General features: G+C 63.2%; 16 protein-coding genes. 8 read left to right on the top strand and 8 right to left on the bottom strand.

The genetic code is table 11. The features are described from left to right. Positions 1 to 43 precede the first annotated feature (43 nt). From U1763_RS02830 to U1763_RS02840, 3 genes are all read left to right on the top strand, one after another. A complete protein-coding gene (locus U1763_RS02830) occupies positions 44 to 676 on the top strand; it encodes a TauD/TfdA family dioxygenase (protein WP_332754014.1) in 633 nt (210 codons plus the stop codon). Continuing rightward, a complete protein-coding gene (locus U1763_RS02835) occupies positions 673 to 1,629 on the top strand; it encodes a hypothetical protein (RefSeq protein WP_332754015.1) in 957 nt (318 codons plus the stop codon). Before U1763_RS02830 ends, U1763_RS02835 begins: the two co-directional genes overlap by 4 nt. A 268-nt stretch (positions 1,630 to 1,897) precedes the next feature. Next, positions 1,898 to 2,655 (top strand): IS5 family transposase gene (locus U1763_RS02840; protein ID WP_126849408.1). Its coding sequence is split into 2 segments (ribosomal slippage): positions 1,898 to 2,231 and positions 2,231 to 2,655, totalling 759 coding nucleotides; the frame shifts between segments, so codons are not numbered across the junction. 16 nt (positions 2,656 to 2,671) lie between these two features. Here the strand turns inward: U1763_RS02840 and U1763_RS02845 are convergent. Beyond that, positions 2,672 to 4,378, bottom strand: coding sequence for a family 43 glycosylhydrolase (locus tag U1763_RS02845; RefSeq protein WP_332754016.1), 1,707 nt, complete (start codon positions 4,376 to 4,378; stop codon positions 2,672 to 2,674). Positions 4,379 to 4,522: 144 nt separating this feature from the next. Further along, positions 4,523 to 5,416 carry a LysR family transcriptional regulator gene (locus U1763_RS02850; protein ID WP_332754017.1) on the bottom strand — a complete coding sequence of 298 codons (894 nt, stop codon included), beginning with the start codon at positions 5,414 to 5,416 and terminating at the stop codon, positions 4,523 to 4,525. Between the two features lie 93 nt (positions 5,417 to 5,509). On the opposite strand from U1763_RS02850, the gene U1763_RS02855 reads away from it, so the two are divergent. From U1763_RS02855 to U1763_RS02865, 3 genes are all read left to right on the top strand, one after another. Next, on the top strand, positions 5,510 to 5,908 hold the full coding sequence (locus U1763_RS02855) for a (R)-mandelonitrile lyase (protein WP_332754018.1): 399 nt from the start codon (positions 5,510 to 5,512) through the stop codon (positions 5,906 to 5,908). Continuing rightward, a complete protein-coding gene (locus tag U1763_RS02860; RefSeq protein WP_332754019.1) occupies positions 5,908 to 6,231 on the top strand; it encodes a carboxymuconolactone decarboxylase family protein in 324 nt (107 codons plus the stop codon). The genes U1763_RS02855 and U1763_RS02860 overlap by 1 nt, the downstream gene beginning before the upstream one ends. Positions 6,232 to 6,318: 87 nt before the next feature. Further along, positions 6,319 to 7,017 carry a RibD family protein gene (locus U1763_RS02865; protein ID WP_332754020.1) on the top strand — a complete coding sequence of 233 codons (699 nt, stop codon included), beginning with the start codon at positions 6,319 to 6,321 and terminating at the stop codon, positions 7,015 to 7,017. Positions 7,018 to 7,212: 195 nt separating this feature from the next. Here U1763_RS02865 and U1763_RS02870 read toward each other — a convergent pair whose 3' ends face one another. After that, complete coding sequence (locus U1763_RS02870) at positions 7,213 to 8,121, bottom strand: LysR family transcriptional regulator (RefSeq protein WP_332754021.1); 909 nt, start codon at positions 8,119 to 8,121, stop codon at positions 7,213 to 7,215. A gap of 124 nt (positions 8,122 to 8,245) precedes the next feature. Here U1763_RS02870 and U1763_RS02875 point away from each other — a divergent pair, with 124 nt between their 5' ends. Both U1763_RS02875 and U1763_RS02880 read left to right on the top strand, forming a co-directional pair. Beyond that, positions 8,246 to 9,067, top strand: coding sequence for an SDR family oxidoreductase (locus U1763_RS02875; RefSeq protein ID WP_332754022.1), 822 nt, complete (start codon positions 8,246 to 8,248; stop codon positions 9,065 to 9,067). A 262-nt stretch (positions 9,068 to 9,329) separates the two neighbouring features. After that, positions 9,330 to 10,316 carry an aldo/keto reductase gene (locus U1763_RS02880; RefSeq protein ID WP_332754023.1) on the top strand — a complete coding sequence of 329 codons (987 nt, stop codon included), beginning with the start codon at positions 9,330 to 9,332 and terminating at the stop codon, positions 10,314 to 10,316. 1,016 nt (positions 10,317 to 11,332) lie between these two features. On the opposite strand, the gene U1763_RS02885 is transcribed toward U1763_RS02880, so the two are convergent. The 5 genes from U1763_RS02885 to U1763_RS02905 all read right to left on the bottom strand — a co-directional run bounded on the left by U1763_RS02885 (position 11,333) and on the right by U1763_RS02905 (position 17,561). Continuing rightward, positions 11,333 to 13,516 carry a TonB-dependent receptor gene (locus U1763_RS02885; RefSeq protein WP_332754024.1) on the bottom strand — a complete coding sequence of 728 codons (2,184 nt, stop codon included), beginning with the start codon at positions 13,514 to 13,516 and terminating at the stop codon, positions 11,333 to 11,335. 125 nt (positions 13,517 to 13,641) lie between these two features. Further along, positions 13,642 to 14,616 (bottom strand): ABC transporter substrate-binding protein, encoded by a 975-nt coding sequence (locus U1763_RS02890; RefSeq protein WP_332754025.1) that lies wholly within the window; start codon positions 14,614 to 14,616, stop codon positions 13,642 to 13,644. Further along, entirely contained in the window at positions 14,613 to 15,449 is an 837-nt protein-coding gene (locus U1763_RS02895; RefSeq protein WP_332754026.1) for a class II aldolase/adducin family protein, read from the bottom strand. Before U1763_RS02895 ends, U1763_RS02890 begins: the two co-directional genes overlap by 4 nt. 10 nt (positions 15,450 to 15,459) lie before the next feature. After that, positions 15,460 to 16,398, bottom strand: a complete 939-nt coding sequence (locus tag U1763_RS02900) for an NAD(P)-dependent oxidoreductase (RefSeq protein ID WP_332754027.1) — start codon at positions 16,396 to 16,398, stop codon at positions 15,460 to 15,462. Then, positions 16,395 to 17,561: an acyl-CoA dehydrogenase family protein gene (locus U1763_RS02905; protein ID WP_332754028.1), complete on the bottom strand. Its 1,167-nt coding sequence runs from the start codon at positions 17,559 to 17,561 to the stop codon at positions 16,395 to 16,397. Before U1763_RS02905 ends, U1763_RS02900 begins: the two co-directional genes overlap by 4 nt. Positions 17,562 to 17,758 lie beyond the last annotated feature (197 nt).

Raw genomic sequence — 17,758 nt, forward strand, 5'->3', positions numbered from 1 at the left:
AAGGACGAATGAAGGATCGACCCCCTCCCCGCTCCGGGAGAAAGTGGCGGCAGATGGATATGCGATCCTTGCCGGCCTCGCCCCCGGCCTTCGGAGCGATCACGTTGCGGAGAAACTTGGCGAAACGATCGCTCCGTGGGGCGGCGATGTCGTGCAGTCATTGATGCCGAAGACGACATCAACGCCGAATACGTACAGCGGCATCTTCGGGGTCGGGCAATTCCCCTTCCATACCGACTTGGCCCATTGGTCCGTTCCGCCGAGATACCTTCTTCTTCGATGCGTGCGGGGATATGCAGACGTGCCGACCCTGATGCTTGATGGGCGTGCCATCGGGGCGATCATGGGCAACGAGGCGCTGGGACGGGCACTAGCGCGGCCGCGCCGGCCGCAGCATGGTGAACTCAGGTTGCTCCGGCTACGGCAGACCGTCGGGCCGGACGAGATCATCCGGTGGGACTCAGTCTACCTGACGCCGGCGAGCCGCGTGGGCGTACTCGCCTTCGAGACGTTTCAAAGCCTGATCCACGAAGCGAAACCGCAACCTGCGGTCATGGTCAATGACGGCGACGTTCTGGTGATCGACAACTGGCGCATGCTCCATGCCCGCCCGGCGATTCCACCTGATCGACGGGATCGCAAGTTGGAACGCGTCTACCTGAGGAACCTCCTGTGAAACAGACCGTCGTCCCGGGACCAGTGCCGACGGCATGGAGTCCACAGGGACTCTATGACAAGGCTGAGCGCTACATCCAGCAAGCCCAGGCACTCGACAAGGACCTATGGGACCATGCCCTCTGGACTAGCCTGTCGCTGGAACTCCTGGCCCGAGCGGCACTCGCAAACGTGCACCCGGTGCTCCTGGCAGAACCTGACAAGGCAGGAGCGAACATCATCAGCGCCCTCGGTTTTGAACCCGTGGAGAAAAGGTTCGCGCCGAAGTCGATTGCGATCTCCGATGTGTTCAGGCGCCTCACGATCGTGCTGCCCGACTTCTTAGCGGAACACGAGAGCTTCGGCATCCAGCATACCGGTCAGCGCAACGCCGAACTGCATTCCGGGGAATTGGCCTTCGACGGGGTGAAGGGAGCCAGTTGGCAGCCCCGCTTCTACGCTACGTGCAAGGTCCTGCTCACGTCCATGGATCTGACGCTCGAGAGCTTCGTCGGTTCAGAGGAAGCGAAGGCTGCGGAAGAAGTGATCGCTGCGGCCTCGGACGAGAGCGCGAAGGCGGTCAGGGGCGACATCGACGCACATCGAAAGGTCTGGATGGCGAAGGGCGACGATGAACGCTCGACTGCGACGGAGCAGGCCAAGATTTGGGCGAAGCGGCAGACAGGACACCGCGTTGACTGTCCGGCGTGCGGCTCCGCCGCCCTGGTTTCTGGCAGACCGGTTGCGGCAGCGACCCGAAAGCTCGAGGACGACGTCATCGTTGAAAAGCAGGAGCACCTGCCGACCCACTTCGAATGCATCGCGTGCGGTCTGAAAATCAATACTCTAGCAAGGTTGGCGGTGGTCGAGCTCGCGGATCGCTACACGAACAAACAGGAATATGACGCCGCCGAGTATTACGCCCCTCCCGAAGATAGATGGGCTGGCTATGAGGACGACAACAACGAGCGCTGATCCGACTAGCGCCGCACCCGCGCTCGCCGACGAAGCGCGTCGCACATCAAGGACCTCAGTGATGCCGAGGTTCGCGGCCGCCTAGGCGTAGTGGGTCTGCTCCGTGCAACCGCGGAAACGGGATCCACCCCGTGAAGCGCGCCACGGTGGACGCTAGCCATCCCCCCGGCGACTCCGCCCTGCCCCTCAAAGGTCCATGCTGGACTAGGGTCAGGACCCATTGATGTGAGAGGCGCGATCTGATTCAGGCTCCGTGAGGAGACTGAGGATGAGCGACCTGTACTGGCTGACGGACGAGCAGATGGCACGCCTGCGGCCATATTTCCCAAAGAGCCATGGCAAGCCGCGAGTTGACGACCGGCGGGTGTTGAGCGGTATCGTTTTCGTGAACCGCAATGGGCTGCGCTGGCGTGATGCGCCCAGCGACTACGGCCCGCACAAGACGCTCTACAATCGCTGGAAACGGTGGGGTGAGATGGGTGTGTTCCTCCGCATGATGGAAGGTCTGGCTGCCGCTGATGCCGACCCAAAGACCGTCATGATCGACGCGACGTATCTGAAGGCGCACCGCACGGCATCGAGCCTGCGGGTTAAAAAGGGGATCTCGGGCGCCTGATTGGTCGCACCAAAGGTGGCATGAACACGAAGCTCCATGCCGTGACCGACGCAAACGGCCGTCCGCTCAGCTTCTTCATGACCGCCGGACAGGTCAGCGACTACACCGGTGCGGCCGCATTGCTCGACGATCTGCCCAAGGCGCAATGGCTGCTCGGCGACCGCGGTTACGACGCCGACTGGTTCAGGGATGCCTTGCAGGCCAAGGGCATCCAGCCATGCATCCCAGGTCGGAAGTCTCGGCTCGAGCCCATCAAATACGACAAACGCCGCTACAGGCGCCGTAGCCGTATCGAGATCATGTTCGGACGGCTGAAGGACTGGCGCCGCGTTGCGACCCGCTACGACAGGTGTCCGACGGTCTTCTTGTCCGCCATCGCCCTCGCTGCCACTGTCATCTTCTGGCTTTGATCAACGAGTCCTGACCCTAGGCCCGATAGGGCGGCCCACTATCCGCCAGCGCGACTTTTCGTGAAGGGCTCTCAACCGGTGTCGGCGGATTGCCGACGTATCGGAAGTTCCGGAGCCGTGCCGCGCCTTTCCCCGATACGTAAACGCCAATTCTGAGACTGAGGAAACCGCCGAATACATTGTGATGGAACCCCGAGATTTCCATTCGCGTGTCGTGGCGTGTCCAAGTCCTCCCCTCATCCAGCGAATAGTATTGGGTGATGACATTTTCGTCATTGCTGATCCGGAGGCGCAGCGTGCGGGTATCAAGAGGCCTCCGCGCCCATACCAACTCGTCCGAATATTCGAAGATCTTCAACGTGTTTCGCGCGAAGCCGATGCCGACGAACGCCTTATCGTTGTAGAACAACAGGAGACCAGCCTCTGCATCGCCGATCAGATCTATTGATAATTCGGCCTGATAGGAGCGATCGCCTACGATGCAGGTAAGCGGTGAGCCGTCTGCTGGCGACGTTCCGCGTCCGTCGATCTGCAGCGCTCCGGGAACATACCGGGCGCGGCGGGCCTCGTCAGCGGCAGGTTGGTGAAAACTCCATTGAAGACCCATGCGATCGCGCGCGAAGTCGTCGCTTAGCGGAGGCGGCGGTGGGCTTGGGCGACCGCCCGCCGGTTTGGGCAGGTCTTGCGAGAGGTCGCCCCCCAATGCCCGGAACCAGCCGTCCGCGGTCCATTCCATCGGCGCGAGCAACGTTTGCCGCCCGAGCGTCCGGAAGCCGTTCTCATATCCATGATACACCATCCACCAGTCGCCACCCGGCCCCTCCACCAGTGTAGCATGCCCGCGCGACCACCAAGGCTCGGCGGCGGAACGAGTCCTTACCAGCGGGTTGTGTGGACAGTGCTCCCAAGGTCCGTTCACCGACCGGGATCGGGCCGCGATCACCATGTGCCCCGTGGCCGGCCCAGCCGTACCACCGACGGCAGTGACGAGATAGAACCAGCCATTTCGACGCAGCAGCTTGGGACCTTCGGGGGCGAAGTTCTCGACGACCCAGTCGTCCGGATAATGCCATGGTGCATACGCCTGCTCCAACGGACCGTCGGTCCGCAGTCCGTCGTCTGCAAGCCGAATCCTCTTCACCCCGTTGGTGAAGAGATAACGTCTACCGTCCTCGCCCACGACATGGCCGGGATCGATCTGGCCACTGATGTGAAGATCAATCGGCTCGCTCCATGGACCCTTTATGTCATCGGCCCAGATGACGTAGATCGACCAACCGTTGCCGGTTGGATCGGCGGGTATGTAGATGAAATAGCGATCACCGTGCTTCACCAGATCGACCGCCCAGATCACACCGAGATTCTTATGCAGTGCCGGCCCGATCGGCGCCCAGTTCACCAAGTCGGTCGAATGCCAAATCACGAGTGCCGGATACGATTGAAACGACGAGAACGTCATGAAGTAGTCGGTGCCATCCTTCAGGATGGTGGGATCCGGATGGTCGCCCGGAATGATCGGGTTTCGGTACCGCCCGTTACCGAGGTCGGCACGGCGGCTACCTTCGGTACCGAAACCACCTTTCCGCGTCCTGGCATCCTGCGGCGAGCCGGCGCGCCCTTGCTTGACGATCGCTCGTCCGGCCGCCGCCACCGGCACCCCGACGGAAAGCGCGCCAGCCGATGACAATGCCATGGCGAGCGTTTCTCTGCGGGATAGCGACATGGACGTACCTCTCTAGACGATTCGAGTTCATTCCGGCCCGTCCGGGCAACGCATACCGAACCTGATTGCCGAGTTGCTAACAGAGCGCCGCTCGGTTTCAACCGCCCGTCAGACGTTACCGGGTCGACAGAGCTTCGCGTTATTTTAGCCGCGGTGGCGTAACGCCTCGACCAGCAGCGCGAACGCGGCGGACGGCTGGCGACGGCTCGGGTAGTATAGGTGATAACCGGCGAAGGGCGGACACCAATCCTCCAACACGCGCACCAGCGACCCGTTCGCCACGTCTTCGGCCACGGTGCTTTCCATCACGAAAGCCAGACCGACACCTCCCCGCGAGGCACGCGTGATGGTTGTGGTGTTGTTGCAGGACAACTGACCGTCGACCCTGACGCGGATTTCGCGCACGTCCTTCTCGAGTTCCCAGGCGTACATGCCCCCGGCGGACTTCAACCGCAGGTTGATGCATCTGTGCTGGGCCAGATCCTGCGGTGTCCGAGGCACTGGATGGGACTCGAAATAGCCCGGCGATCCTACGATCGCCATCCGGAGGTCCGGACTGATCCGTACGGCGATCATGTCCTTCGCGAGAGCTTCGCCAAGCCGCACGCCGGCATCGAACTGATCCGCGACGATGTCGGTCAGGCTCGAATCGATGCTGAGTTCGACCTGGACATCGGGATATTTCGCCAGAAAGGGTGCGAGGACGGGCAGCAGCACGGTTTCTGCCGCATGTTCGGACGTCGTGAGGCGGATCAACCCCCGCGGCTTGTCGCGGAGATCGCTCAACGACGCGATCTCCGCATCGATCATGCCAAGCGCGGGCGTCAAAGTCGCCAACAACCGATCGCCGGCGGCAGTCGGCGCAACGCTGCGCGTCGTCCGTGTGAGTAGCCTGACGCCAAGCCGCGTCTCCAGACGTCGGACCGTGTGGCTCAGGGCGGATTGCGAAGTGCCCAACTTGGCCGCCGCGCGCGTGAAGCTGCGCTCCGCCGAAACCGCCATGAAGGCATTGAGGTCCACCAAATCGTCGCGGTTCATTCATGAACGGTAGCGATAGGTCCATGCCACATCCAGCATCTAATGCGGAGCTCGGACGGGGATTACATTCAGGTCATCATTCGGAGAGACAAAATGGATATCACTCGCAGCGGATCACAGCCATCTGGCAAGGGGCCAGCGGACTACTTCACCGGCACGGTACGAACGGATTCGCCGTTCAAGGGTAGTGGCGCCCTAAGCGGAGCGACCGTGACCTTCGAACCCGGTGCGCGCACCGCTTGGCATACGCACCCTCTCGGTCAGACCATCATCATCACCTTCGGTCTCGGCCGGGTGCAGCGGGAGGGCGGTCCCGTCGAAGAGGTACGCCCCGGTGACATCGTCTTCTTTCAACCAGGCGAGAAGCACTGGCACGGGGCTGCGCCGGACAACGCCATGAGCCACATCGCGATCGCTGAAGCCGAGGACGGCCGGGCGGTCGACTGGATGGAGAAGGTGTCGGACGCTGACTATCAGGGGAGTGCCGATTGATGGATGGTCCACAAACTCCCGCACAGAAGGCCTACGGCGACGTTTCAACCGACTTCGCCGACCTCTCGGATCGCGTCCTCTTCGGAGAGGTCTGGGAACGGCCCGGGCTCTCTCAACGGGACCGCAGCCTGGTCACGGTCGCGGCCCTGGTCGCAAACTATCGCCACAACGAACTCCCTGGTCACGTCGCTCGGGCGCTCGCCAACGGTGTGTCGAAGGATGAACTCGTCGAAACGGTCATTCATCTCGCCTTCTATTCAGGTTGGCCGACCGCGAACACGGCGATCGGAGTCCTGCGGACGGCGTTCGCTGACGACGCTTGAGCACCACTTGCTCGCCAGCCGGTCCTGCCGCGCTGATGACGCAAGCGCTCTCGTCACGCTGCCGGCGGCAGGAAAGGAACGACGTACATGAAGCCTCACGTAATATGCCTGATGATGTCGTCGATCGACGGCGGTCTCCATCCAAGCCGCTATACGCCAAGTCCCGACGGAACACGCGAGGAATGGAAGAGCGTCTATGAGCGCCTGCACACGGAGATCGCCGGCGATGCATGGCTCGTCGGTCGAGTGACGATGGGCGAAATGTCGAAAGCGGTTGCGCACCGCCAGCCCATATCCGCACCGGTCTCGCGGCCTGTCCATATCGCCGCCAAGCCCGGTGGTCGCTATGCGGTTGCGGTCGATCGTTCGGGCAAGCTCCATTTCGACGAGGGAGACATCGATGGCGACCACATCGTCGTACTGCTCGGCGACGCGGTCGACGACGAGCACCTCGCAGAGCTCGCCGGCGACGGCGTCTCGTACATCGTCGCTAAAGGTGCCAATATCGATCTCGCCGCGGCGCTGGATATCCTTGGATCGGAGTTCGGCGTTCGCACACTGCTGGTCGAAGGCGGCGGCGGGATCAACGGATCGATGCTAGCAGCGGGAATGGTCGACGAATTGATGGTACTGGTCGCTCCGGCACTCGACGGTAGCGAGGGCGGGCGACGGATCGTCTCCAGTGGTGCCGGGGGCCTCGGCGGTCAGGTCGGGCTTACCTTCCGCGGCGCAACGCCTCTTGAGCATGGTGTGGTACTCCTGACCTACGATGTGAAACCATACTGACGAGCGCCTCGACGCTGTCCGATGCCTCCTGGTCCGCCGGTGACGTGAGCGATGTTGCCGCTAAGGTTGATGACCGTTTTTTGCTTCTTTAGGAAAGAAACGTCCGTACGCAGCCGATGTCATCGCCGCAGACATAGCCGATCTACTCTTGGTTCGCGCATGTCGTCATGCAGGCATTTTTGAAGTCGGCCCGTATCAAGCAGAATATTTAAGAGCCGCATTACGTAACGCTGCGACTAGCACCTGGAACGCTGGCGGGAGCTGGCGGCGATCGGGGTAGTACAGGTGGTAGCCGGCAAACGGCGCGCACCAGTTGTCGAGTACTCGTATCAACCGCCCGTCGGCGAGATATGGCGCTGCTTGATCTTCCATCACGCAGGCAAGTCCCAAACCCTCGCTGGCAGCCTTAAGGACCATGTCCAAGTCGTTAAGAATGAGCGGCCCTACGACACGGACATGCAACTCACGACCGCCGTGCTCGAATTCCCAAGCGTAGAATCCGCCCTTCGTCGGCAGTCGAATGTTGATGCAACGATGATCCGTAAGGTCGCGAGGCGTGGCGGGCGCCGGATGGTCGTCAAAATAGGCCGGAGCGCCGACCACAGCCATGCGCAGGTCGGGACCGATGCGAACCGCAATCATGTCCTGGGCGACCTGTTCGCCCAGACGGATCCCCGCATCGAACCGGGCGGAGACGATATCGGCCAGCGCAGAGTCGATCGACAACTCGACGGTAACGTCGGGATAGTCGAAAAGGAGCCGCGTGATCACCGGCCAGAGAAGGGTCATCGCGGCATGCCTACTCGATGTCAGGCGCACCAACCCGGACGGGCGCTCGCGCAGCGCGCTCAGCGCTGCCAACCTTGCGTCAATGTCGTCGAAGGCCGGGCGCAGCGTCTCGGCCAGTTGCTCGCCGGCAACCGTAGGCACTACGCTACGGGTCGTCCGCGTCAGTAGCTTCACGCCCATCCTAGCTTCGAGTCGACGAACGATCTGACTAATCGCGGACTGGGATGTGCCGATCCGCGTCGCGGCGCGGGTAAAGCTGCGCTCCTCTGCGACTGCGAGGAAAACCGACAGGTCGCTCAACTCGTCACGTTGCATTGATAAGCTCCCGGTATAGCCTCATGCGGAACTCAGTACCTAATCGTTCAGCCTGATCTAGCCTAGATACTGTCAATCGCAGTTCGCTCGGCACCCTACGCCTGGCATCGGATGGAGACAGGCAATGGCAGACGTGATCGTAGTGATCGGCTCGGGGGGCATCGGCAATGCGATCGCGCGCCGGCAGGGCTTCGGAAAGACCGTGCTGCTCGCCGACCTCGACGCGAACACGCTGCGGGACGCGGCCGACGGCATGGAGGCCGCCAGCTACACCGTCGTAACCCAGATCGTCGATGTCTCGTCCCGTAAGTCCGTGCGGGCACTGGCCGACAGGGCCGCATCGCTCGGCCCGGTCATGCAGCTCGTCAACACCGCAGGCCTGTCGCCGAACATGGCGCCGCCCGAGCAGGTGCTGAAGGTCGATCTCTATGGCGCGGCCGTCGTCTTCGAGGAGTTTGAGCGCGTAATCTCTCCAGGGGGCGCGGGCCTCATCATCTCGAGCATGGCAGGCCACATGATGCGCCAGCTTCCCGAGGAACAGGAGCAGGAGCTCGCCCACCTTCCCGCCGACGAGTTGCTGTCGCTGCCGTTGCTCAAGGTGCCCAACTCGCTAGTCGGCTACATGATCGCCAAGCGCGCGAACCATCTGCGGGTCCAATCCGCTGCGATGAGCTGGGGCGAGAAGGGCGCGCGCGTCAATTCGATCAGCCCAGGCATCATCGTAACGCCGCTGGCGCAGCACGAGCTGAACTCGGAGATCGGCGACGGCTACCGCGCGATGATCGCCGCCTCGCCCTCAAAGCGGATGGCCCCTCCCGAAGAGATCGCCGTTGCGGCCGCCTATCTGCTCGGGCCCGACGCCAGCTTCGTCACCGGGAGCGATCTGCTGATCGACGGTGGCGTGATCGCCGCGATGCGCGCAGGCAAGCTGCCCGTTCCGGGCTGACCAATCTCGGGGGCATGGCGATCGCGTGATCTTCCCAACGCAACGAGTAATGCGATGCCAACGCATAATCTCGGCAGCCGGACAGTCTCAGGCCTCAGCTCCGGCATGATGAGCTTTGCTGGCACCTCCGTTGCCGCGGCTGACGAGGCCGCCTCCATCCGCATGATTCCCCGTGCGCGCAAGAAGGCGTGAGGCTGACCGGCTGCCGGAATCCCTCCTCCCGCTATCGCATCGCTAAACTTTGGGTCCAAGGAGCTGAATCATGAAGACACGCCAACTGGGCCACGACGGCCTTACAGTTTCCGCTATCGGCCTCGGCTGCATGGGGATGAGCACCAACTATGGCCCGCCCGAAGACAAGGCCGCAATGATCTCGCTCATGCGCGGGGCGGTCGACCACGGCCAGACCTTCTTCGATACGGCCGAAGTATACGGCCCGTTCAGCAACGAGGAACTGGTTGGCGAAGGCCTTGCGCCCGTCCGCGACAGGGTGGTGATAGCTACAAAGTTCGGGTTCGACATCAACCATGAGACCGGCGAACGCTCGGGCAAGTTCACCAGCAACCCCGCGCACATCCGCTCCGTCGTGGAGAAGTCGTTAAAACGCCTCCGCACCGACGTAATCGACCTGCTCTATCAGCACCGCGTCGATCCCGAAACGCCGATCGAGGATGTCGCCGGCACTGTTCGCGACCTGATCGCCGAGGGTAAAGTCAAACATTTCGGTTTGTCGGAAGCTGGGACAGACACGATCCGCCGCGCGCATGCGATTCAGCCGGTGGCTGCCCTTCAGAGCGAATATTCACTTTGGTCTCGTGATCCGGAAGCCGAAGTTCTACCCCTATGTCGGGAACTGGGTATCGGCTTCGTGCCATGGAGCCCGTTGGGTCAAGGCTTCCTGACCGGCAAGGTCGATCCTAACCAGACGTTCGACAAGTCGGACGTGCGATCCTGGTTCCCGCGCTTCACACCCGAGGCGATGAAGGCCAATCAAGCCCTGGTCGACCATGTCATCCGGGTTGCCGAAGACAAGGGCGTCACGCCGGCACAGATCGCGCTCGCTTGGCTACTTGCGCAGGATCCATCGATCGTCCCGATCCCCGGCTCGCGCAAGCTGCACCGGATCGAGGAGAACATGGCCGCTGCGGATATTGATCTGTCTACGAGCGAAGTGGACGAACTGACCAGGGCGGCAGACTCGATTGAGATCCAGGGCGGTCGTGGCACCGGCCACGAGGAGTACGTATGAAGATCTTGATCCGTGGCGCACACGGGGCAAATCGTCCGTATCGCGGCCGGAGTGCTTCTGGAGCGAACCGATGCGACGCCGACGCTTTATCTGCCAAAGGCCATGAGTCTCTCTACGATGACGAACAACGCGGGCATCACGCCTGTCGAGGGCGATATGCTCAACGCCGCGGCGCTCCATCCGGCAGTGGTTGGACAGGACAATCTTTCCGGCCCGATGACCTAGCAAGCCCGCGCCATCGTAACGGTTATGGACAAGGCGGATGTGAGACGCCTTATCTCATCAGTTCAGTCAGGGTCTACGGCGTGGCGGCAGGCGCAGGCCACTTCGCCATCCTCGAACCCAATCTCCAGTCCGCAGCCGCAATTGAGGGGTCCGATCTGAATCACACGATCTTTCGGCCAGCCCAGATGGATGATCGCGACGCGATCGTCTATGGACTACGTCACACCACGAGCCATTCGCAAATGCCCTCGCCTTCTCATCAGGCATGATCGTCGCGGACTTTATCGTAATGTTGGTGCTCTCGCCCCGTCTTGCAGTCCGCGACAGCCTGGGAACCCATGCGGCCCGACCTCGTCCGGTCGCTCGTGCAAGGTATGCAAAGTCACCCCCGCGACACTGCGTTCCAAGGGCAGGAATCTGTGACGGCCCGACGGCGTCCCACGCAAGCCCTTCGAGCTTTGCCGCTAATGCGGCGACTTAGCGTGCAGGATAACGGCTAATCCCTCGGCGCCATACCTCGTCACCACATCGACCAAAGGCATCGTCCACGATCAGATCTCGAAGTCATCGTTAAACTTGTCAAGAAGTTTACCAGGGTCAGGAGCAGCGACATCTGCGTCCGCCAAGCGCCGTTTCCAAAACAAGCATATGAAGATGCGATTTCGAACCTTAGCCATTGGTAAGGGCTGTGGAACCGATCTTCTTCCCCAACAACAAGTCAGTCGAAACCTATGGTTCTGACGCCAAGCCTGTAGCTGGCGGCCAAGCTGTGCCCACTACGCAAAGACCAACTACCGGCTGAACCGCAGCGTCAAAAGTGCGGTCCGGGGATCCGGGAAATTCTCGTACCAGGCACCGATCGACGGGTTGTAGACGGAGGCAACCTGCTTGCTGGCGTTCAAGACGTTGCGGACCGAGAGCGCGACGTCGACATGCGGGTTCGGAGTATTCCACGTGAGGGTGCCGTTCACGTAGGCCTGGCCGGGCGAGCGGTCCTGAGGGCGGTTGAGCGCGGAGACGTAATAAGCCGACTGGTAATTGACGTCGGCGGCAAGTCTCAGCGAACCAGCGGCCGCCAAAGGCAGTTCGTAGCTCGCGCCACCAGTGACGGTCCATTTGGGCGCGTTGGTCAGGCGGTTGCCATCGGCATTCACCCCTGCCCCGCCAGCGCCCTTGTAGTCGTCGAACGTCGCGTGGAGATACCCGCCGGCAAGTTGCACGCTGAAACGGTCGGTCAGGCTTGCACTGTTCTCGATCTCGACACCCCAGCTGTGCGCCTTGCCGGCATTGCCACGCCGCGATCCCTGATATACCGGATCGAAAAACGACACCTGCAAGTCCTGATAGTCGTTGTAGAACACGGCAATGTTGGACCGCAGCGCACGATCGAACAGTGTTGCCTTCAGCCCGGTTTCGTAGGTGCTGACCTTTTCCGGCGCAAACGGCAGCGTCGCAAGGTCGAGCCGCGTCGCTCGGTTGTCGTACCCGCCCGATTTGAACCCCTGCGAATAGCTGGCATATTGCAGCAACTGCGGGCTCCATTGTGCCTGCACCGACGCTTTCGGCGTCAGCGCACGCCACGTCTCGTCTGCTTCTCCCGCGATCGACTGCGCGGTCGTGACACGTGCGAGGTTGATGACCTTGTTGTCGAACACGAAGTCCTTGTGCTCGATCGTACCTCGCAAGCCCCCGGTGACGCTGAACACCGACCCGAGCCGATAGGTCGCCTCGCCGAAGATCGCATAGGCATCGGTGGTCGTGATGTTATGCGCGCGCAGACCCGAGACCGCTGCGGTCGGCGACGTACCAAGGCGCGTAAACCCGTCGCGTTCGACGAAGAAGCGCTCGTGCAGATAGAATAGCCCGCCGGTGAAGGTCAACGCGCCGTAATCGCCGTTCAGCTGCACCTCCTGCGTCACGTAGCGATCGTTATAGTGGATCAGGTTCTTCTGGATCAGCGCGGACTGGCCGTCATTGTCGTACGACACCGGATCGAGATTGAACCCGCCGACCGCGGTAATCGACTTCAGGCTGAGATGCTCGCCCAGCGCATATTTCACGCGGAGCGAGCCAGAACGGCCGTCCAGATCCTGAACCGGCTCGACCTCCGAATAGGACGTGCGCTTGTCGAATGTGACGCCGGGCTGGTTGACCGGAATGTAGCTACGCGAGTCGGAGCGGTCGCGGACGAGATTGGCGGTCAACAACACGTCGAGATCGGCATTCGGCGTCCAGCGGAGCTTGCCCCTGAACGAGTCCACGTCGATCCGGTTGACGTCGTGTCCAAGCGTCGGATCCTTGGTCACGCCGTCGCGACTGTGGTGGATATACGAGAAGCTGGCGGCCAGCGTATCGCTCAGCGGACCGCTGACGAGCGCGCGCGCGTCGACCTCGTTCTTGCTGCCGTAGCCGATCGCGGCCTTGAGATGTGTTTCCTGGTCCGGTTCGCGGGTTATGATCCGCAGCGCGCCCGCACTCGAATTGCGACCGTAGAGCGTACCCTGCGGACCGCGCAGCAATTCGATCCGTTCGAGATCGTTGAACTCCACCATCGAGCCGATCTGTCGCGGGATGTAGACGTCGTCGACATAGACGGCGAGCACCGGCTCCTGGATCGGATCGCTTTCGCCGACGCCACGCAGCGAGAAGGTCTGCGTGGTGTGGCTGATCGAGGTGCGAGGCACGAACAGATTGGGCACCTGCCCTGCCAGATCGCGCACGTCGCGGATGTCGCGATCCTGCGCGAGCTGCCCGCCGAACACGGAGATCGCGATCGGCGTCTTCTGCAGGTCGGTCGAGCGGCGCTCGGCGGTGACGATGATCTCGCCGCGATCGGAGGTGTCGGTCCTGTCGGACGTATCGACCGGACCCATAGTCGACGGACCGCCTGTCGTCTGCGCGCTGGCGGAACATGTCAATCCGAGTGCGATGATCGCAACCGAGATCTTCAGAAAACGCCGTGTAGTACGATCCATCAATGCGACCCCTTATTATGTCGCTGAACTATGGAGTCTATCCGGTATTCGTACGAGTTGCTTTAGGTATCTGGTCTCAAACTACCGATTGTTCGTCGTTACACATATGTATCATTGACTGTTCTTCAGTATATCTTCCCGATCCGTACATTGAGCGCGGTCGACCAGAGCGGACGGACATCCACCTTCGACGGAATCACCTTTGCCGCGGCGAACCGGTCCGCAACCTGTTGCTGCGAGGCGATCGCCCCATCAGTCACGGGCAGAATGCGCGGATCGATGCTTCGCTCGCGGTGTTGCTGGAGCCAGATTGCTTCGGGAACACCGGTCTCCTTGGCAAGCCCCGCCGCCCAGGCCTCGGGTTTCGCCACCGACCAAGCGAAGGTGCGCGCAATCTTGTCGAGATAGTCGCCAATGGCTTCGACGCGGAGCGGGTCCGCAAGCGCTGCGGTCGACGCCGCGACGACGTAATTGCCCGACAGTCGCCCCTTGCCGGTGGCGAGCACGCGCGCGCCGGTCGACCGCGCGAGGCTGCCCTGCACGCCGTAGATCACCCAGGCATCGAGCCGCCCCTGCTGGAACGCGGTCAGCCCGTCCGACGGCGACAACGCGATCGGCGTGACGTCGGCGAACGTCAGCCCCACTTCGTCGAGAAGGCGAAGCAGGATGTAATGCGAGGTCGTCGCGCGGACGTAGCCGATCCGCTTGCCGCGAAGCGCCGCCGCATTGCGGATTGTCGACCCCGCGGGCACCAGAACGACCTGATTATTCACGTCGTACTGCTGCACCGCGATCAGCCGGAACAGCGGGTCCGCAGCGGCCGCGAAGATCGGCGGGATCTCGCTCATCCCGCCGAAGTCGATCGCGCCGGCGTTGATCGCCTCGACGATCTGGTTGCCGCCCGCGAACAGCGCCTTGGTCACGGTATAAGATGGTGCGGCCTCGCCGGCCTGCGCGAAGAACGAGTCGATCTGGCCCTTGTACGTCGCGACGCGCAGCGTGACGTCCTTCAGCGCGACCGGGTTGGAACCGCCGCGTCCGCACGCCGACACGGCAAGTGCGCCGCCGATTACCGCGCGACGGGAAACGAGCGGGCTCAATCGAGCAGATCCGGCTCTTGTGAGACGATCACGTCCCAATAGGGCTGGAACGCCCACAGTGCGCCGACCTCCGTGCCGACCTGCGACGCGGTGTGCCGCGCGACCGCGTCGCTCATCGGCTTGGTCGTGCCCGCAGCCTCGGCGAGCAACTGCGCCTGGCACGCGTTCTCCATCGCGAGATAGCGCCACACTGCCGCCTCGACCGAATGGCCGACCGTCAGGATGCCGTGGTTCTGGAGGATCACCGCCTTGCGGTGGCCCAGCGCGAGCGCGATCTTCTCGCCCTCGCTCGCATCGAGCACGACCCCGCTATACTCGTCGAACAGCGCGTGATCGTCGTAGAAGGCCGCGGAATCCTGCGTCAGCGGATCAAGCAGCCGACCGAGCGACGACCATGCCTTGCCGTACAGCGAGTGCGAATGCGCCGCCGCGATCACGTTGGGCCGGGCCTTGTGCAACTCCGAATGGATCGCGAACGCTGCACGGTTGAGGCGCGCGGGTACGCCCTTGGGCGGCTCGACGACCACGCCTTCGTGGCTGACGAGCATCAGGTGCGACACCTTGATCCGGCCGAAATGCACGCCGAACGGGTTGACCCAGAAATGATCGGGCCATTCGGGATCGCGCACCGTGATGTGCCCCGCGCCGCCCATGTCGTAGCCGTTGCGCCCGAACAGCCGGTACGCGGCGGCGAGGCGCTGTTTGCGATACAGCCGCTCGACCGCGGGATCGGCGTGGACCGGGATCACCGACGATCCGAACTCGGGCAACAGCGCCTCGACGATCGCAGTCTCGGCCGGCTCCTTGCGCCGCAGGGGAAGCGGGTTGGTCACGTCTGTCTCCTCAATAGCCGCGGGCGCGATCGACCACGCCGTCGAGCGGTTGCCCGCGGCGGAAGCGATCGAGATTGGCGGCGAAACTCAGCGAAAGATTGCGCCGCGTCTCGGTCGTGTGGACGCTGGTATGCGGCGACAGGCGGACGCGCGGATGCGTGTAGAAGCGATGCCCTGCGGTCAGCGGCTCCGGGTATGTAACGTCGAGCGTAGCACGCCCGACCCGCCCCTCATCGAGCGCGGCGAGCAACGCATCGTCGTCGATCAGGATGCCGCGCGCGATGTTGATCAGGTGCAGGTTCGGCTTGGCCAGCGACAGGAGTTTCGCGTCGACCATCCGCTCGGTCCGTGCAGTCGCGGGCGCGGCGAGGACGACGTGGTCGGCCTGCGCGAAGATCGTCGCGGGATCGGCACGCTCGACACCCGCTGCGAGCGGCAGGTCCGAGCGGCGCGTGGCGATCACCCGCATTCCCAGCGCCTGAGCGCGCGGTGCGAGCGCCTCGCCGATCGCCCCGAACCCGATCAGCCCGAGCGTGGTGCCGGCAACGGTCGCGAGCGGCTTGGCGACCCAGTCCTGTCGCTCATGGATCCAGATGTCGGGTAGGCGCTTCGCCTCCGCCAGGATTGCGGCGAGCGCGAACTCCGCCAGCGCGATCGCCGACGCCCCGCGGGCGGTGGTGACGACCGGCCCCTCGAACAGCCAGTCGGGGTAGAAATCGATGCCCACCGAGACGAGCTGAATCCAGCGCAGGTCGAACGGCCAGCCGTTGGGTTGCGCCGGGAACGCGTCGCCCGGCCGACGGAACGGCGCGGCGATCAGTACCTCCGGTCCATGCGCGAGCCCCGCCGATCCAGGCGCGACGCTGACGATCTCCGCGGCTTGGGAGGAGGCTGCAAAGGCGTCGTTGAAGAGCGCCGGTAGCTGGCTGGCGACCTGCACACGCGTCACGCGCCGCGCTCCGCGAACGCCGCGCGACCGATGCTGCCCAGCACGACATCGCCCTGCGGCGTGTGGATGCGGCCGCACAGCACATCGCGCAAATGCCGCTCCAGCGGATTGTGTCGCGTAAGTCCTGCATTGCCGGTGACTGCGATCGCCTTCTCGACTGCGGCGATCGAGTTCTCGGTGACGAGGTGCTTGACCAGCCCCGCCTCCAGCCCGCTCGTCGCGCCGCTCGTGCCCGCATCAAGCAGCAGTCGGTTCTGCAACAGCAACCCGTCGATCGTCCCGACCACCTCCTGGAACCGCGGCAAGGTCGACAACGACGCGCCGAGATTAGTCGGCTTGCGATCGATCAGCCAACCGACCAGCCAGTCGCGCGCATTCCGTGCGACGGCGTCATAGATCGCCGATGTCAGCACCGCGGACCAGTTGGCGAACGCGGCGGAATAGGGTGGCTGCTTGCTGACCGGCCTGGGCTCCAACGCCTGATCGAACGGCACCAGAACGTCCTCGAACACGACGTCGTGGCTGGCACTCGCGCGCAGCCCGAGATGATCCCAGCTCTCCTCGATCCGGATGCCGGGCGTGTCGGCGCGCACCAGCCAGCCGCCGACCAGCGGCTCGACGTCGTCCGAACGGGCCCACACCACCAGCCAGGTCAGCGCGGTCGAACCGGTCGAGAAGATCTTCCGCCCGTCGAGCCGCCAACCCTCGGCCGTGCGCCGCGCGACCGTGCCGGGAAGGCCGCCCCGCGCCGGCGTGCCCAGATCCGGCTCCACCCGCAGCGCATTGATCAGCGCACCATCGCGCAACGCCTCGCCGACGACACGCGTCTTCAGCGCCTCCGAGAAACCGGACCGATCGTCGAGCCCGGCATGAAACAGATACTGCATCGTCAGGACGAGCGCGGTCGCCGGTTCGCCGCGAGCGACCGCTGCGATCACGCGCCGCGCCTCCGCCAGGTCGCCGCCACCGCCGCCGAGCCGGTGCGGCGCGGTCAGCGCGAGCAGCCCGTGACGGTGCAGCAACGCAAAGTTCTCGACCGGCAGCGTGCCTGTGCGATCATGGTGCGCAGCGGTCGCGGCGAACGCTGCGGTTACACCCGGCAGGATCGCATCCAGGTCAAGCGTCGGCCCCTGTGGCGCAATCGAGAGGAGTTGCGCACTCATCCTAGGGCCATGCCGATCTGGTCGTGGACAGGCTTCACGTGAAGACGATCGGTCGCGCACGGCGCAAGGCTGCCGTGCTGCGATCCGGGTCCGGAATTAGGATGTACCAAGGCTGCGCTCCTTCCCGCAGCAAGGAGCGCCTCATTTCCCATCGAATCAATGTAGATTGTCTGCTAACGCATATGAGCCTGGCTTCT

It is taken from the genome of Sphingomonas sorbitolis, assembly GCF_036663875.1.
GTDB lineage: Bacteria > Pseudomonadota > Alphaproteobacteria > Sphingomonadales > Sphingomonadaceae > Sphingomonas.

Coding starts and splice junctions, on each gene's coding strand:
- U1763_RS02865 (WP_332754020.1), top strand. CDS start 6,319: ATGAAGCCTCACGTAATATGCCTGATGATGTCGTCGATCGACGGCGGT.
- U1763_RS02845 (WP_332754016.1), bottom strand. CDS start 4,378: ATGTCGCTATCCCGCAGAGAAACGCTCGCCATGGCATTGTCATCGGCT.
- U1763_RS02860 (WP_332754019.1), top strand. CDS start 5,908: ATGGATGGTCCACAAACTCCCGCACAGAAGGCCTACGGCGACGTTTCA.
- U1763_RS02905 (WP_332754028.1), bottom strand. CDS start 17,561: ATGAGTGCGCAACTCCTCTCGATTGCGCCACAGGGGCCGACGCTTGAC.
- U1763_RS02875 (WP_332754022.1), top strand. CDS start 8,246: ATGGCAGACGTGATCGTAGTGATCGGCTCGGGGGGCATCGGCAATGCG.
- U1763_RS02870 (WP_332754021.1), bottom strand. CDS start 8,121: ATGCAACGTGACGAGTTGAGCGACCTGTCGGTTTTCCTCGCAGTCGCA.
- U1763_RS02850 (WP_332754017.1), bottom strand. CDS start 5,416: ATGAACCGCGACGATTTGGTGGACCTCAATGCCTTCATGGCGGTTTCG.
- U1763_RS02880 (WP_332754023.1), top strand. CDS start 9,330: ATGAAGACACGCCAACTGGGCCACGACGGCCTTACAGTTTCCGCTATC.
- U1763_RS02885 (WP_332754024.1), bottom strand. CDS start 13,516: ATGGATCGTACTACACGGCGTTTTCTGAAGATCTCGGTTGCGATCATC.
- U1763_RS02855 (WP_332754018.1), top strand. CDS start 5,510: ATGGATATCACTCGCAGCGGATCACAGCCATCTGGCAAGGGGCCAGCG.